This window comes from Kitasatospora sp. NPDC023120, from assembly GCF_055560835.1.
On record NZ_JBVHHY010000032.1, the window covers coordinates 1 to 14101 of the forward strand.

The 14101-nt window shown below is 70.7% G+C and carries 11 protein-coding genes and 1 pseudogene; 5 read left to right on the forward strand and 7 right to left on the reverse strand.

Annotation, left to right across the window (positions count from 1 at the left end):
• Nucleotides 1-260: 260 nt before the first annotated feature.
• On the reverse strand, nt 261-1637 hold the full coding sequence (locus ACZ3TI_RS34270) for an IS1380 family transposase (protein ID WP_465733271.1): 1377 nt from the start codon (nt 1635-1637) through the stop codon (nt 261-263).
• A gap of 163 nt (nt 1638-1800) precedes the next feature.
• Between ACZ3TI_RS34270 and ACZ3TI_RS34275 the strand changes: the two are divergent.
• A pseudogene (locus tag ACZ3TI_RS34275) lies at nt 1801-2011 on the forward strand (transposase); the annotation flags it as partial.
• Nucleotides 2012-2490: 479 nt separating this feature from the next.
• On the opposite strand, the gene ACZ3TI_RS34280 reads toward ACZ3TI_RS34275, so the two are convergent.
• The 4 genes from ACZ3TI_RS34280 to ACZ3TI_RS34295 all read right to left on the reverse strand — a co-directional run bounded on the left by ACZ3TI_RS34280 (nt 2491) and on the right by ACZ3TI_RS34295 (nt 6285).
• Nucleotides 2491-2718 (reverse strand): contact-dependent growth inhibition system immunity protein, encoded by a 228-nt coding sequence (locus tag ACZ3TI_RS34280; RefSeq protein ID WP_465733273.1) that lies wholly within the window; start codon nt 2716-2718, stop codon nt 2491-2493.
• Between the two features lie 338 nt (nt 2719-3056).
• Nucleotides 3057-3794, reverse strand: coding sequence for a hypothetical protein (locus ACZ3TI_RS34285; RefSeq protein ID WP_465733275.1), 738 nt, complete (start codon nt 3792-3794; stop codon nt 3057-3059).
• Nucleotides 3795-3931: 137 nt separating this feature from the next.
• The gene (locus tag ACZ3TI_RS34290) at nt 3932-5260 is read right to left on the reverse strand and encodes a hypothetical protein (RefSeq protein WP_465733277.1); all 1329 of its coding nucleotides are present in this window, start codon (nt 5258-5260) and stop codon (nt 3932-3934) included.
• A gap of 359 nt (nt 5261-5619) precedes the next feature.
• Nucleotides 5620-6285, reverse strand: coding sequence for a hypothetical protein (locus ACZ3TI_RS34295; RefSeq protein WP_465733279.1), 666 nt, complete (start codon nt 6283-6285; stop codon nt 5620-5622).
• Nucleotides 6286-6632: 347 nt separating this feature from the next.
• On the opposite strand from ACZ3TI_RS34295, the gene ACZ3TI_RS34300 reads away from it, so the two are divergent.
• Complete coding sequence (locus tag ACZ3TI_RS34300; protein WP_465733281.1) at nt 6633-6818, forward strand: hypothetical protein; 186 nt, start codon at nt 6633-6635, stop codon at nt 6816-6818.
• Between the two features lie 180 nt (nt 6819-6998).
• On the opposite strand, the gene ACZ3TI_RS34305 is transcribed toward ACZ3TI_RS34300, so the two are convergent.
• Nucleotides 6999-8813 carry a DNA/RNA helicase domain-containing protein gene (locus ACZ3TI_RS34305; RefSeq protein ID WP_465733283.1) on the reverse strand — a complete coding sequence of 605 codons (1815 nt, stop codon included), beginning with the start codon at nt 8811-8813 and terminating at the stop codon, nt 6999-7001.
• Nucleotides 8814-9182: 369 nt separating this feature from the next.
• On the reverse strand, nt 9183-9422 hold the full coding sequence (locus ACZ3TI_RS34310; protein WP_465733285.1) for a hypothetical protein: 240 nt from the start codon (nt 9420-9422) through the stop codon (nt 9183-9185).
• A 1351-nt stretch (nt 9423-10773) separates the two neighbouring features.
• Here ACZ3TI_RS34310 and ACZ3TI_RS34315 point away from each other — a divergent pair.
• From ACZ3TI_RS34315 to ACZ3TI_RS34325, 3 genes are read left to right on the forward strand one after another with little or no spacing between them, the layout of a single operon-like run.
• The gene (locus ACZ3TI_RS34315) at nt 10774-11877 is read left to right on the forward strand and encodes a bifunctional DNA primase/polymerase (protein WP_465733287.1); all 1104 of its coding nucleotides are present in this window, start codon (nt 10774-10776) and stop codon (nt 11875-11877) included.
• The gene (locus tag ACZ3TI_RS34320) at nt 11874-13517 is read left to right on the forward strand and encodes a DNA primase family protein (RefSeq protein ID WP_465733289.1); all 1644 of its coding nucleotides are present in this window, start codon (nt 11874-11876) and stop codon (nt 13515-13517) included. The genes ACZ3TI_RS34315 and ACZ3TI_RS34320 overlap by 4 nt, the downstream gene beginning before the upstream one ends.
• Nucleotides 13514-13918, forward strand: a complete 405-nt coding sequence (locus tag ACZ3TI_RS34325; protein ID WP_030240262.1) for a DUF6009 family protein — start codon at nt 13514-13516, stop codon at nt 13916-13918. The genes ACZ3TI_RS34320 and ACZ3TI_RS34325 overlap by 4 nt, the downstream gene beginning before the upstream one ends.
• Nucleotides 13919-14101 lie beyond the last annotated feature (183 nt).

Sequence of the window (14101 nt, forward strand, 5' to 3'; positions counted from 1 at the left end):
CCTCGGACATCTCGCGATCATCAGCACCCGCGAGACTGACGCACCACCATGATCACCCGCAGCCGAACACCAAGATCCCCGACAGAGTCAAGCTAACCTCGATCTTTCGTGACGGTCCGTCGGTTCATCTGGCGGGCCGTTTCGGCTTCTCTGGGCGGTGGCGGGCAGGCCGAGGGCCCGGCTGTCGCGTCGGGTGGGCGCCGGGTTCCACGGGCTCCGGAAGTGGTCGGGTGGTTGTCGCGATAGGGCGATGTCGCTGGTCAGCCAGGGGCCGGAAGGGCGTGCAGGCGAGCGAACGCGCTGGTGATCACGTCGGTCCAGGGCCAGTGGCGGGCCAAGCGGAGGTAGCGACAGCGGCCGGTGGTGACGAGCTGGGCGGCGACGGAGAACAGCCGCAGCCGCATGCGCTTGGGCTCCCACCGGCGGGCGTCGCCGGTCAGGGCGAGCATGGGCATCCAGGCGAGCAGGTCGAGCGCGAGCTGGACGATCTCCAGCCAGACCTGGTTCTGGGCGGCCTGGTGGAGGGGTAGGTTGCGCAGGCCGGTGTCGCGGGCGGCGCGGATGCGGTCCTCGGCGCGGGCGCGCTGGCGGTGCCGCAGCTCCAGCCGTGCGATCGGGGTGCCGGTGGTGTTGGTGGCGAAGCAGGTCAGCCGCATGCCGTCGGCGTCGGTGAAGCGCAACTGGGCGCCGGGGTGGGGCCGTTCCTTGCGGACGATCAGCCGCATTCCCTTCGGCCAGCCCTTGAGGACATCGCCTGCGAGTTCGGCGACCCAGGCGCCGTCGCGGATCTCGCCGCCGGGTTCGACGGCCGGGGTCCAAGCCGGGGCCGGGATCTTCAGTACGGCCTGGTGGATGGCGTCGGTGATGGTCATCCCGACCGAGTAGGACAGCCATCGGCCGCGTGCAGTGAGCCAGTTGAGGAAGTCGTGGGTGCCGCCGGCGGAGTCGGTGCGGATCAGGGTGCGGCGTCCTCGCCGGTACTTCCTCGGCAGCTGGGCCAGGGCCGCCCGGGCCGCTTCGATGTGGTCGGCGGCCGTGTTGCTGCCCGCGTTCCCCGGCCGCAGCAGTCCGGCGACCGGTTCCCCGGCCCCTTCGCGGCCGTGGTCGACGAACGCGAACAGCGGGTGATGGCCGAACGTCTTCTTCCAGGTCTTGGCCGCGTCCTGTTTCTCGGAGTGCGCGAGGACCAGCACTCCGTCGATGTCCACCGTCACTTCGCCGTCCGCGTCCGGGGCCGCCTCGCCGGCCAAGTGCCAGGTCTGCTCGCGGACTTCGGCCCGTGCCCGCCGGATCGCCGCGAGTGCGCGGGGCCCTGCCGCGGCGAGGGTGTCGACCAGGCGGGAGACGGTCGGGTCGGAGGCCACCGGTCCGAACAGGGCGGGCTCGGCCCGCAGCATCGCGACATCGGCCAGGCAGTCCCCGCCCAGGGCCACCGCGAGCGCGACGTCCAGCAGGATCTTGCCCGGGTCATGGACCGCCCGAGCCTTGCGCCACGGCGCCAGTGCCGTCGATATCGCCGTGTCCAGCCCTGTCTTGCGGGCGGTCTCGACCAGCAGCACGGCGCCGGACTGCGAGATCACCCCGCGACCACCGCCCTCGACGCGGACACGCGGGTACGACCCGCTACGCTTCTTCACCTGAGGAGTGCAGCTTTCTTGACGGCGACCAGGACCCTAGACAAGTCCAATCGTCCCAGGTCAGAGGCACTCCTCATTCTTTTGATCACGCCTCGGACAGCCCCGCCCGTGAAAGCACGAGGCTAAGGCGTGTCTCTTTGATGGGCTGAGCAGTTGATCGGACGTGTCTGTGCGGTTGATGATCAGTGATGCGATGTGGGACCGGATCGAGCCGTTGATGCCGGCCGATCCGGTCCGTGGCCGGCGGTGGGCGGACCACCGCCGCACGCTTGAGGCGATCGCATGGAAGTACCGCACCTGCGCGCCCTGGCGGGACCCTGCCGGAGGAACTCGGGCCGTTCCAGACCGCGCGCAGACGGGTTCTGCGGTGGGCGGTCGTAGCAGGTTTTCTTCGTGCATGCCTGGTACGTGTCGTTCAGGACCCTTCTTGACCCGGGCGGGCGGCTGATTCGCCGGGTCGCCTGCGGGCTCAGACGACAGAGGGGCGGTCACGGTAGGAAACCTCCGGAGCAGTGCCCCCGCCGCCGATGATCAGTGTAGCTGTAGGCGATATACCACGCGCCGCCTACGGCGGGATGTTGTGGTGCGGAGTGGAGACGGCGAGCGGCCCTACCAGAAACAAGCCCGGCAGGGCCGCCTGCGATATCTCGAGAGGAAGAGACGCCGAGGCCCCGAATTCCGCCGATCTATTCAATGATCACTAGACTTCAGAAGCACACCTGGATGCAGCAGGCATATCTAGAATCCGGATCACACAGAACGGAATACATCGAAATCCACATTGAATTCAATCGCTCGCATCCATTTCACTCTTAATGAGATCAAGCATCAACTGAAACCAGTGAAGGCATGTTCACCCCTCGACCTGAGGATCGAATTCGGACCTGAATCCAACCATCCACATCTCTCTTGCCTCGCGCTCAGAGATTCCCCCAGCCAAAATCGAGGAGATTTCCTCGGCGAGGGCGCCTGCAGCGCCCTCGCCCTCCTCGCGAATGAATCTTTCGACCACTCCAAGTGAAGTGGGCGCTTCAAGGCGAAAGTCCTGATGGAAATAGGAATTGGCAAGATACTTGATCATCTTCCGACCAAATCTGGATATGATGTTCGAATTCGATAGCCATTTGGCATTGAGGAGTGCCGGCCGTCGCACCGGTCGTCGTCGGCCACCGGACGATGCCGGCTCTTGAGACCTGGCAGGCTGTGCACGGGTTCTGACGGAGCCTGCCGGACCGCGAGGTCGGACGAGGATCCGCGCTATTCCTGGTCATCGGTGACCCGGCTCGGCCGCACGGAAGCCGTCGTGGGACCACCGCGACGCTTTCCCCACAGCTCAGTCCACGTCCCACGGCAGGGGCGAGCCGCGCCTCGATCCGCTCCCGGCATCTCGTCGCGACTCCGGCTCGCGAGCCGGGCCGGTCACGCCGTCCCGGCGAATCCCGGAACGGGGCGGTTGGCGCAGGCGTACTCGTCCGCGATGCTGAACACGGCGGCGCACCCTGGGCATTCGGCCTTGCCGAAGAGATGGGCGATGCCGTCGGCGAGCTGCTCCCGCCCGTCGCGCAGGGCGGTGTCGTGCATCCACCGTGCGGTGCCGGAGAGTTCCTTCCGCGATGCCGGGCGCAGGTCGCGTCGGTTCACGTCGCCGAGGTTCCAGTCGCGGATCGCCGAGTAGCGGCCGTAGTCGCCGATCGCAACGGTCACCTCCACGGTGCAGTGAGGGCAGGGGACGGCGTAGAAGTCGTCGGAGAAGTCGTCCAGGACGGCGCTCCAGTGGTACTGCTCGTCGGCCGCGAGCAGGGAACGGAAGGTCGCGAGGTAGTCGGCGGGCCGTGATCGCAGGTGTCGGTCCAACAGCCCGCGGAACTCCGCGATCGCGTCGGCACACTGCGCCAGGAGGTCGTCGCAGCCGTGGTGACCGGCGGCACGCCGCAGGATCGTCCCGGCCAGGGCACGCGCCTGGGCGCTGCTGGACGCCAGACGTACCAGTCGAGGGAAGGCGCCGAAGCCGGCGGGGAGGACCAGGTCGCTCTCGAGGCACAGCCGGAAGCCCAACTCCTGCCAGGCGTCGGCGTCGTCTTCTCGTTCCACCCGGTCCAGGAGCAAGGGGACACTGTCGACATCACCATGGCAGTCGTACAGATGCGCCCAGTTCACCCGACCACCGTACCGATGCGCGCGTGCCCGCGCCGCCGTGGTTGTCGGTGGCCGCGGAAGAGAGCCGATTTTCTGCGGAAAATCCGCGTCGGGCTCCCGCCCTCGACGGGGACGCCGACGGGCTGCTGATCGGCAGGTCAGCCGGCGGCGGGCGAGCCGGTGCTGCTGCGGTCGTCGAGGACGATGTGCGGCTGCTGCAGTCGGTCGCTGCCGATCTGCTCATCAGCGGGTCGGGTGCTGTTGATGACGGCGGCGATGCGCTCGTAGCTGGTGACGGCGAGGGTCCAGGTCTCGATGCCGGTGTCCTTGCCGAGGCCGCTGCACACGGTCTCCCGAAGCGCGTTGAGAAGGGCGAGGGTGCTGCGGCCGGACAGGACCGTGTCCTCGTTGCCGTCGCTGACCGGCTTCGAGAAGTGGTCGGTGCCTTCGACCTGAGCAGCCAGGAAGTCCCAGGTCTCAGGGTGGCAGGAGATCGAGACGGTCTTCACCGCGGCGGCCTTGCGGAGGGTGCTGACGTGGTTCTCCCAGACGAAGGGCTCCGGGATCAGGCCGGAGACATCGTCGGCGTGCCCATTCGGGAGGTCATCGACTGAGTCCTGCTCCCGTGCGACTGCTTCCGTGCGCTTGGATTCGACCTCCGCGTCCCGCGCCGCTGCCACGGAGGGGCGCAGAAGATGTGCGAGCTGGGCGGCGAGCTCGGTTGCGATCAGCCGCGCCTGGTCCTCCGGAGAGGCGGTGACGGTGATCGGCTCGGGCACGGGCGCTTCTGCGGACTGCACTTCCAGCTCAGGTGCGACAGCCTCCGGAAGGGCGCCCTGGGGTTCGGCAAGCCTGGCGGCCACCTCTGCGGCGATCTGGCTGAGCTGGTCCTTGGTGAGGGCATGCGGGGTGACCGGCGCGTTGTCGGCGGGGGTGGTCTCGGACACGGTCGTCTCCTCGCTGTCGGATCCCGCGGCCTCGCCGGTCACGGTGGGGGTGGTCGGCTCTGCGGCCTGCTCGGATGTCGGGGGCTCGGTGCTGGGAACCCCGGCGGTGTCGACGGAGCCGTCGTTGTCGTCGTCGCCGGGAGAGTGAATGGCGTCGTTCTGGCTGTCCACCTCCGGCGAGACTCCCGCCGGCTGGCTGACGACCTCGGGCGAGTCGATGGCGGGCCGTGGCGACTTGCCGTGGCCGACTCCCAGAGGGGAATGGATGCCGTTCTGCAGGGCGCTGAGCTCAGCCCGCAGGTTGGCCAGCTGGCGGTGGAGGCTGCGGTTGTCCTGATGGGCGCGGCCGGCTTCCTGCTGCTCTCGGGCGATCGCCTCGAAGAACTCGTCGCGGTGTTCGCTCAGGCCGACCGCCAGCGTCGCGCTGAGTTCGGTCCGCAGGTTGTCGGTGTTGTTGCGGATCTCCTCCAGGCCCGCCTGGAGGGCCGCCCCGACCTCTGCGCGCAGCAGTTCGACCTGATGGGCGGTGCCCCTCGTCATATCCCCTCCCGATCTCGCGCGCCCGTCGAGCTCGCGGCGGGTACAGCGTGGCGGCAAGGGCCGGTGCGTGATGAGGAGATGAGGGAGACTGTCGAGATCGCGTCGATTACTGTCTGAGATCAGATCATCACGCTGGAGCTATGGTTCGTCAGTTCGATCTACGCCTTCGTCGGAGCGGCGTGCTGTATCCCTGTTCGACTCGCCGTTACGACCGGACCAGGCGGGTGCCGCGCCGCCTTGGCCCGTGCAGACCCGAGACGTACGCCTGGAGGTTCTTCCGCGCGGACCGCGGCGGTTCGTCCTCCTCCCAGACGGCCTCCGTCAGCAGGTCCGTGGAGACGGGGGTGTCGGGGTGACCGTCAGCTGTCCTTTACGGGGTACCCCAGGGCGCGGGCTTTGCCGGCGATGGTGGCGAAGTCCGCGTGGGCCGAGAGGGCGGTGAGCGTGCGGTGGTCCAGCGGGGCGCCCTCGAGGACGGCCGCCACGGCCTCCTCGTCGACGGTGTGCTCGTAGTGGTCCTCGGCGTAGGCGGTGAAGGCCCGGGCGCCGTCGGTCGCGGTGAGGAGGTCGAACAGCCAGTCGGCACCGTCTGTGTCGCCGTCGGCGAACTCGACCGGCCCGCACCGCCAGGTGGTGGATCCGGTCTCGTACCAGGCGCACACGGTCGCGTCGAAGAATCCGTCGAAGAGGAATTCCTCCGCCTGTGCGTAGGGCGCGAGCGAGGCGGGCAGGCCGTCGAGCAGTCCGGGCCAGTGGGCGCGGTCCTCCTCGCGCCACGGGGTGGCGTCGCTCTCGTGGTCGAAGCCGTAGAGGAACACGCCGGCCGGGTCGAAGACGACGGCGTACTGGTCACCGGAGCCGTTGTCCATGAAGGCCAGGTCGACGCACGGGCGCCAGTCGACGGTGAAGGTGTGGCCGGGGGCGTACGGCACGGAGACGATCGCGTCGAGCACTGCCACCGCGCGGCAGCGAGCACGCAGGTCGTCCGGTCGGGGCAGGGCGGCGACGAGATCGTGGACGGTCATGGCGCCACCCAACACGACGCCACCGACAAACCGCCCTCGCAGGTCTCCGGGACCGCCGCCGTGGGACAAAGTGCCGGTCGGCCGGGTCAGGTCGGGAGGGCCCACGCCGCGGGCGGTGGTAGCCGCTCCGAGCGACAGTTCGGGCGCGTATGTCGTGGGCCTGTTCGTCGGGCCGGAATGCCGTGCGCGGCTGGGGCCAGGGTATGCCGGTGCCCACCGGTGCGGGGCCGTGGCCTGCAGCGGACGAGACGCGATGCCGAACGGCGTGAACGGGCCGGTGCCAAGCACCTGGACCGGGCGGGAGGTCACCATCACCGTGCCCCTGGGGGACGGGCGACCCGGACCGGATGAACAGCGTGGTCAAGAACGTGATGACCCCGTCCGACTGCTGCTGCCCATCCTGGGTGAGGCCCTGGGTGCGCGCCCTGCTGGCCGACTACACGCGCTCGCACCCGCCGGGGCCGTTCGTCGGCCTGGAGGCGGAGGCCTCCGTCGGCCACCTGTGGCGCACCCGCCGCGCGTCCTGTGGCTGACCGCGTACGGGAACCGGGCCTCGGCCTCCTGTGGGTGCGGCTTGACGACGTGCCGCGGGCGGTCCCGTCTCGGGACCGCCCCCGATGACCTGCTGACCGCGCTCGGCGCCGACTGGCTGCCCGTCGACCGGGCCGGGGCCGGCTCACGGCCTGACGGCCGGGTCCCTGGTGCTCGCCGCGTCAGGTACCACGCAGCAGGGAGGCGAGGTAGGCCTGGGTCTCGGGGTCGGTGGAGTAGAGGCGGGTGCCGCGGGTGGCCCGGGTCGCGAGGACGCGGTAGGTGTTCAGGGCGTAGAACCGGTAGCGCTCGGGCGGGAGGGTGCGCAGTTGCCTGGCGTCGTGGCTGGCTTCGGGGTGGGCCTGCCAGCGGTCGCGGCGGCGGACGAGGTCGGGGCCCAGGATGACGGCGCCGAAGGCGTATTCGAGGCCCTGGGCGGTGTAGATGCAGCCGACCTGGTCGTGGCCGCCGCGGTCGGTCGCCCAGTAGGGGCGGGCCGGGACGTCGGGGAAGCCGGGGACGGGCTGTTCGGCGCGCAGGTTCCAGGGGCGGCCCCAGGAGCGCTCGTCGTGGTCCGGGCCGTGCCAGCGGATGGCGACTTCCGGCTCCAGCGGAGGGACGTCGGCCGCGTTCCAGGGCCAGCAGAAGCCCGCGGTGATCCGGGCGCCGTGGCCGCGCGCGGTGTGGCCGTCGACCCAGGAGGCGAGCGCGTCGGGGTCGTCGGCCAGGGCGAGGTCGTAGCCGCTGCCGCTCCACGGTGGTGGGGTGCCGGTTTCGGAGAACAGGGTGTCGACCCAGTGGTGGTAGGCCTGGGAGCCGTTGCAGCGGAACTGGGTGTCGAGGTCGATGCGCCGGAACGTCACCCCGGCCGCGTGCGCGTGGTGTTCCAGTTCGTCGGCTTTGAGGCCTTCGGTGGGGCGCACGATCTGGCGCTCGTCGAGGAAGAGGACCAGGACGGCGACCTGTTCGAGGAGCTTGCGCAGGACGATGGGGAAGCCGGGGCCGCGCTGGTCCGGGTAGGTGGCGGCGCGGTGGGCCTCGTCGAGGAGGACGACGCTGTTCTCGTCCAGGCCGCCGGGGTTCTTGTTCTTGAACGTCGCGACGAGGCCGCGGGCATCGTCGCTGAGCAGCCGCTGGAGCTGGCGGGTGAGGGTACCGGAGGGTGTCAGCAGGCGGGGGTTGCTGCCGGGCATGCCGCACAGGTCGCCCATGACGCGGGCGGCGATGGCCGTCTTGCCGGTGCCGGGCCCGCCGGTGACGAGGACCATGGCGCCCGGCCGGGATTCCCCGTCCGCGGAGCTCCGGTCGGCGGCCGCCTGTCTGACGGCGTCGAGGATCGCCAGGCGGGCCCGGTCCTGTTCGCCGATGAGGTAGAACCGGCGGCGGTTCTCGATGTTGGCGGCCAGCCGCTCCAGGACGCGCTCGGAGGGCCGGTGGCGGCCTTCGAGGAACCGGTCGACGGCGTGCTGCGGTGCGGGCCTGAGGCCGGCGCAGCCGAGGCGCCGCGCGAGGTCCTCTGGGGGCACGCTGCTCGCGAGGTCGTCGCGGCCCAGGAGGGGGAACTCGGCGCTCGGTCCGCCGGGGGGCGCCATGGTCCGCAGGAGGTCGATCAGGTCGGCGGGGGCGTTGTGCAGGACCACCGTGCCCTTGGTCCGTACGCCGCTGCCGCCGTCGGCCCAGTCCCGCAGGTGGTGGACATAGCCGCCGACTTGGCGGGCGGGATGGGAGACGGTCCGCCCTCCGACCTCCAGCGACCCTGGGAGTCCTGGCGAAGGCCGCGCCCGCGTCCACTGCTTCAGCTCGACCACCACGACCGTCAGGACGCCGTCCGCGTCCTGGCCGACGACGGCGGCATCGACGCGCTCGCCCGTTCCCGGGAGTGAGAACTCCAGGAGGACGTCGAGGTCCCCCTGCACGGCACGGACCGGCGCGTCGAGGAGCACCGGCCAGCTGCGCTGCCAGCTGCCGACCTCCTCCGGGCTCGGGTACCGCGCCACGCACGTGTCGATGAACTCCGGACCTCCACGCTCCCCTCGGGGGACACCCGGATGAAGCCGTCCTCGAACAGGGCGTCGCAGCCGAGCAGGCAGGCGGCCATCAGGTTCGCGAGGTGGGAGCGCTGTTCGAGGTTGCACCGCGACCTCCTGCGCACGTGCGCCGCGCGGACGAGCCCGGAAGGCAGCGTCCGTCCGCACAGGTCGCAGCGGACGGAGCTCGCCCCGTTGAACTTCTCGCGGCGGAGCCGGGCCTGCTCTCGGCGGGCGAAGGTGACCACGGCCCGGTCCAGGTTGTCGCCCAGGTCGAGGTAGCGGTCCTGGCTCTGGGCGGAAGTCGGGCCGTGCCAGGGGATGGAGGGCGCCGGCTGCTCAGCGGCCGCTTTCCTCGGGGGACTCCGGCTGGTGCTCGATCGAGTCGGCCAGCCTGGTCATGACCTGGTCGGCCACGGGGACCGGGTCGCACTGCTTGTTGTCGGAGAGCCTGAAGGCCTCCATCGCCGTGTCGCCGAGCTGTGCTCCTGTGACGGTGGACTCGAGGTCCAGCACGTCCAGGGGAACCCGCACCGGGTAGGTGTCGTCGGGCCAGACCTCGCTCTGGTCGGGGTACACGGTCCCGGTGACCGGACGACGGCCAGTTCGCGCAGGACCGCGTCGGCCCACTCGCCGGCGGGGACACGGGCGTTCGGCCCCCGGTGGCCGAACAGGATGTAGTCGCCCGGCTTCAGCTCGGCCAGGACTTTGGGGGTGTCGGCCTTGTCGGCGGTGTCGCGCTTCCAGCCCCATATGGACTCGCGCAGGCCGATCTGGAAGTTCCGCTTCGACGGAGCGGGAAGTACACGGCGACGCCGCACACGTCGTGATCCTCCACGGCTCGACTCTCCGCCGCGCGGTGGTGAGTTCGGTGGTTACGGTCTGACGGCGACGCGGGTCCCGCCGAGCGGGAGATGGTGCCACCGCGGTCAGGTCTACCAGACGGTGCTGACGGTGCTGAAGCGGATTCCCCGGCGAGGGAGCATCGGGCCCCGGAGTGTCCTGGCTTCGGTCGCTTGAGTCGCTTTCGGTCACTGCGCGGGTGACGGATGTCGGACAGGTCCGCGCTTGGGTCGCTTCGGTCGCTGTGAACGCCAATCCGGGGCAGGCAGGTGGGCTCCGGGGCTCGACCGCTCCTGGTGCCCGGCCACAGCGACCGAAGCGACCCACTGTCCCCGTCCCGGAGGATACGAGTCGTCCGGCCTTCCAGGTGCCTCACCAGTCCTCCGGCGGCCAGGCAAGCGACCGAAGCGACTCAAGCGACCGAAGCAGCGGGTTTCCCGCGCAACGGTTTGCAGGTTGAACATCAGTACCGGCGGCAGGGGTGCACCGGCCTCCGGTCCATGACGGAGCTACCGGAGCGACCCAAACAACCCAAGCGACCGAGCGCGGGGCCTTCCAAGCGGTCCTGACACGCGCGACACGCCGAGCGACCAGGCGGGAGAGACTCGGTAGCTTCGGTCGCTGAGCTTGAGTCGCTGGACAAAACCCCAGGTCAGAGGCTGTTAACCTACCCCTGTAGCGACTGAAGCGACTCAAGCTCGGGTATATGAAGACATTCCCGTGTGCGTGTGCGCGTTATAGACCCGGGCTTCAGTCGCTTCAGTCGCTGTTTGGCTTGAAAAACGGCTTCTACCTGCGAAAACATCCGTGGACCGAAAACAGCGACCGAAGCGACTCGGTCGCTCCGCCAGGGTTCGGTAGCTGAGTTTTCCCGCGAGGGCCGCCACTCCGGGTGCGCACGTGCTCGCTCGGATAGTCTGTGTGAGCTATCTTCTGGACTTCGGTCGCTTCAGTCGCTGATCCGGCGCCCACCAGTGCCCTGACCTGGCTTTTTGCCTTCAGCGACTGAACGAGCGACCGAAAGTCGGGCAGCTACCGAGCTACCGGAGCAGCTGCAGCAGCTACTGGACCAAGGGGAGGGACCCGCGTGACGGCGCCGCAGGCCGTGGGGAGCGACCGAACGGGCCGCCGGCCGGACATGCTGGCCGTCGCCCGCTGGTGCGCGGCCCAGGGCTGGCCGGTCCATCCGCTGGCGCCCGGGCGCAAGACGCCGCCCGCGAACTGCCAGTCCTGCCAGGAGTCCCCGCACTCCCCCGCCGAGTGCGCCTGCCCCGGGTTCGGTCGCTGGTGCCACGGGTTCCACGCCGCCACCGTCGACCAGGAGGTCATCACCGCCTGGTGGCAGACCAACCCCGACTTCGGCGCCGGGGTCGCCTGCGGCCCCGCAGGCCTGGTCGTCATCGACGTGGACAGCCACCCCGGCGCCGTGCCCGGCCGCGACCGGATCCTGCCCGGTATCCCGATCCACGAGCACGTCGACCTCGAAGGCCTGGAGAACGGCTACCACACGCTCGCCCTGCTGGCCGCGCTCCGCCGCTCCCCCGACCCCTCGCAGGACACGTCCACGCTGCGCGTGCGCACCCCCTCCGGCGGCCTGCACATCTGGTACCGGGACGACGCCCACCACCGCTTCACCTGCTCCACCGGCTCCTCCACCGGACGGGCCCTGGCCTGGCAGGTCGACGTCCGCGCCCACGGCGGCTACATCGTCGCCCCCGGCACCACCACGAGCGCGGGCACCTACACCGCCCTCCCCGGCGCCTGGAACCCGGCACCCCTCCCCCGGTGGCTCGCCGAGGAACTCGTCCGCACCGGGCACCTGAAGGAAAGGCAGGAGGACCGGCCGGCCGTCCCGACCCCCGTGCCCGACCGTGCCCGGCAGGCCGTCGTGGCCGCGGGCGGCGGCAAGCGCGGAGCCGAGCGGGTCCTCGACACCGTCCTGCAGGACGTCACCGACTGCGCCACGACCCCCGAGGGCGCCGGCTTCACCGGAAAGCTCAACCGCGCCGCCTACACCGTCGGAGGCCTCGTCTCCGCCGGGCACCTGACCCACAGCGCCGCCGAGCAGCTCCTCTTCGACGCCGCCCGCACCGCCCGTCCCGCCCAGGACCGGCACAGCTCCGCCGTCATCCGCTCCGGCCTCGCCGCCGGCGCCCGGCAGCCCCTGCACATTGGGAAGGCCCGCGGATGACCGACAGCACCCGCAAGAGGACGGTCTTCGACCCCGTGGCCGCAGCCCAGCAGATCCTGGAGTACCCACCGGTCCCCGGCCCCTCGCAGCCCCCCTGGCACGGCGCCGCCGTCCAGGAGAGCCTCCTCGACGCCCCCGCCGAGGCCTCCCCCGCTCCCCCGCAGCCCGTGCAGCGCTTCCACACCGCGCAGAGCACCCCGGCCGCCCAGCCCGCCCAGCCGGCCGAGGCCCACGCCGGACCGCAGGCGAGCCTCCACGGCCTGCTGCCCGACTCCCTCTCCGACCGCGGCAACGCCAAGCTCTTCGTCCACCTCTACGGACGCGACTACCGCCACGTCCCCGGCATCGGCTGGTACCGCTGGTCCGCCCACCGCTGGCAGCTCGACGAGGACGACACCGTCCTGTGGGCCGCCGGAGAGATGGCCGAGAGCATCGCCACCCACGACCCGCGCGGCCTCTACACCAACACCGACCTGCGCCGGCACCGCCGCCGCGCGCTGTCCACCTCCGGCATGAACGCCATGCTCGCCCAGGCGAAGTCCGCCCCCGGCATGGTCCTCAACGCCGCCCTGCTCGACGCCGACGCCTACGCCCTGTGCACCCCCGGCGGCGTGGTCGACCTGCGCACCGGCGCCATCGTGCCGCCCGACCCGAAGGTCCACCACCACTCCCGCTCCACCACCCTCGCCCCCGCCCGGATGCCCACCCCGCGCTGGGACCGCTTCCTCACCGACACCTTCGGCGACGACAGGGAAGGCCGCCAGACCCGCGACTTCCTCCACCTGCTGCTCGGCTACTCCATCAGCGGCGACGTCGGCGCCCAGGTCATGCCCTTCCTCTACGGCCAGGGCAAGAACGGCAAGTCCGTCCTCCTCGACGTCATGATCCAGCTTCTCGGCGACTACGCCGACGCGGCCCCGCCCGGCTTCCTCATGGCCAAGACCTTCGACGGCCACCCCACCGACCTCGCCGAGCTCCACGGCCGGCGCATCATCGTCTGCTCCGAGCTCAAGCCCGGCGACCGCTTCGACGAGGCCCGGGTCAAGCTGCTCACCGGCGGCGACAAGATCAAGGCCCGCCGGATGCGCCAGGACTTCTTCTCCTTCGAGCCCACCCACAAGCTCTGGCTGCTCGGCAACCACCGCCCCGAGGTCGGCACCGGCGGCTTCGCCTTCTGGCGGCGCATGCGCCTGATCCCGTTCGAACGGGTCGTCCCCGAGGAACGCAAGATCGACAACCTGGCCCACGTCCTCGTCGCCGAGGAGGGCCCCGGCATCCTCGCCTGGCTGATCGACGGTGCCCGCCGCTACTTCGCCGGCGAGAAGGACCTCGCGGGCCCCCAGGCAGTCCAGACCGCCACCACCGCCTACGCGGAGACCGAGGACCACGTCGGCCGCTTCCTCAAGGAGGCCTGCGTCACCGGCGAGGGCATGCGCGCCGAGCAGTCCCAGCTCTTCGGCGCCTACACCCGTTGGTGCGGCTTCGAGGGCGCCAATCCCGTGTCCGGGCGTGCCTTCGCCGCACGAGTCCGCGAGACACTGGGTATGACCTCTCCCAAGGAGATGGTCCTGTCCAACAGCCGCAAGTACTACCCGGGCATCGGCCTGATCACCGACGACACAGAGGAGCACAACGCGTGAGCGCGCTGATCGACCCGGCCGAGCTCGCCCACGAAACCGACCTCGTCTGGCTGGAGGACACCTCCGACCTCGACTACGTCCGCCAGTCGCTGGACCGGCTCACCACCCGGCGCGGCCGCCCCGCCTACCACCGCGACGGCCGCATGGTCGGCTACGCGATCCTCGGCCCGGACGCCAAGTCCTCCCGCGCCTCGGGCACCTTCCGCCGGCGCGTCTTCTGGCTGCTGCCCCACGACCGCGACCAGGACCCCGACGGCCTGTACTCCACCGGCGCCCCCTCGGAGGCCGTGGACCCGCGCACCGTCGCCCCCGGCGTCAAGGGCTACAAGACCGAGCGCTCCGAGGGCGGCCCGGCCTCGCCGGCGATGCTCGAGCTGGGGATAACGCTCCCGAAGGCCTGAGTGCCGCGACGTGACGGTGGGGTGCGGCCCGGACGCGGGTCGCACCCCACCGTCACGTCCTCCGGCGGCGCCTGCCATCGCCCTGCCGCCTACCCGCCCTCTCGGCGCAGCTCCTTCAGCAGCGCCGACCGGCCCGCCAGGAGGCTCTCCAGGACCTGGCCGCCGGCCCGCTCCGGCCCGCTC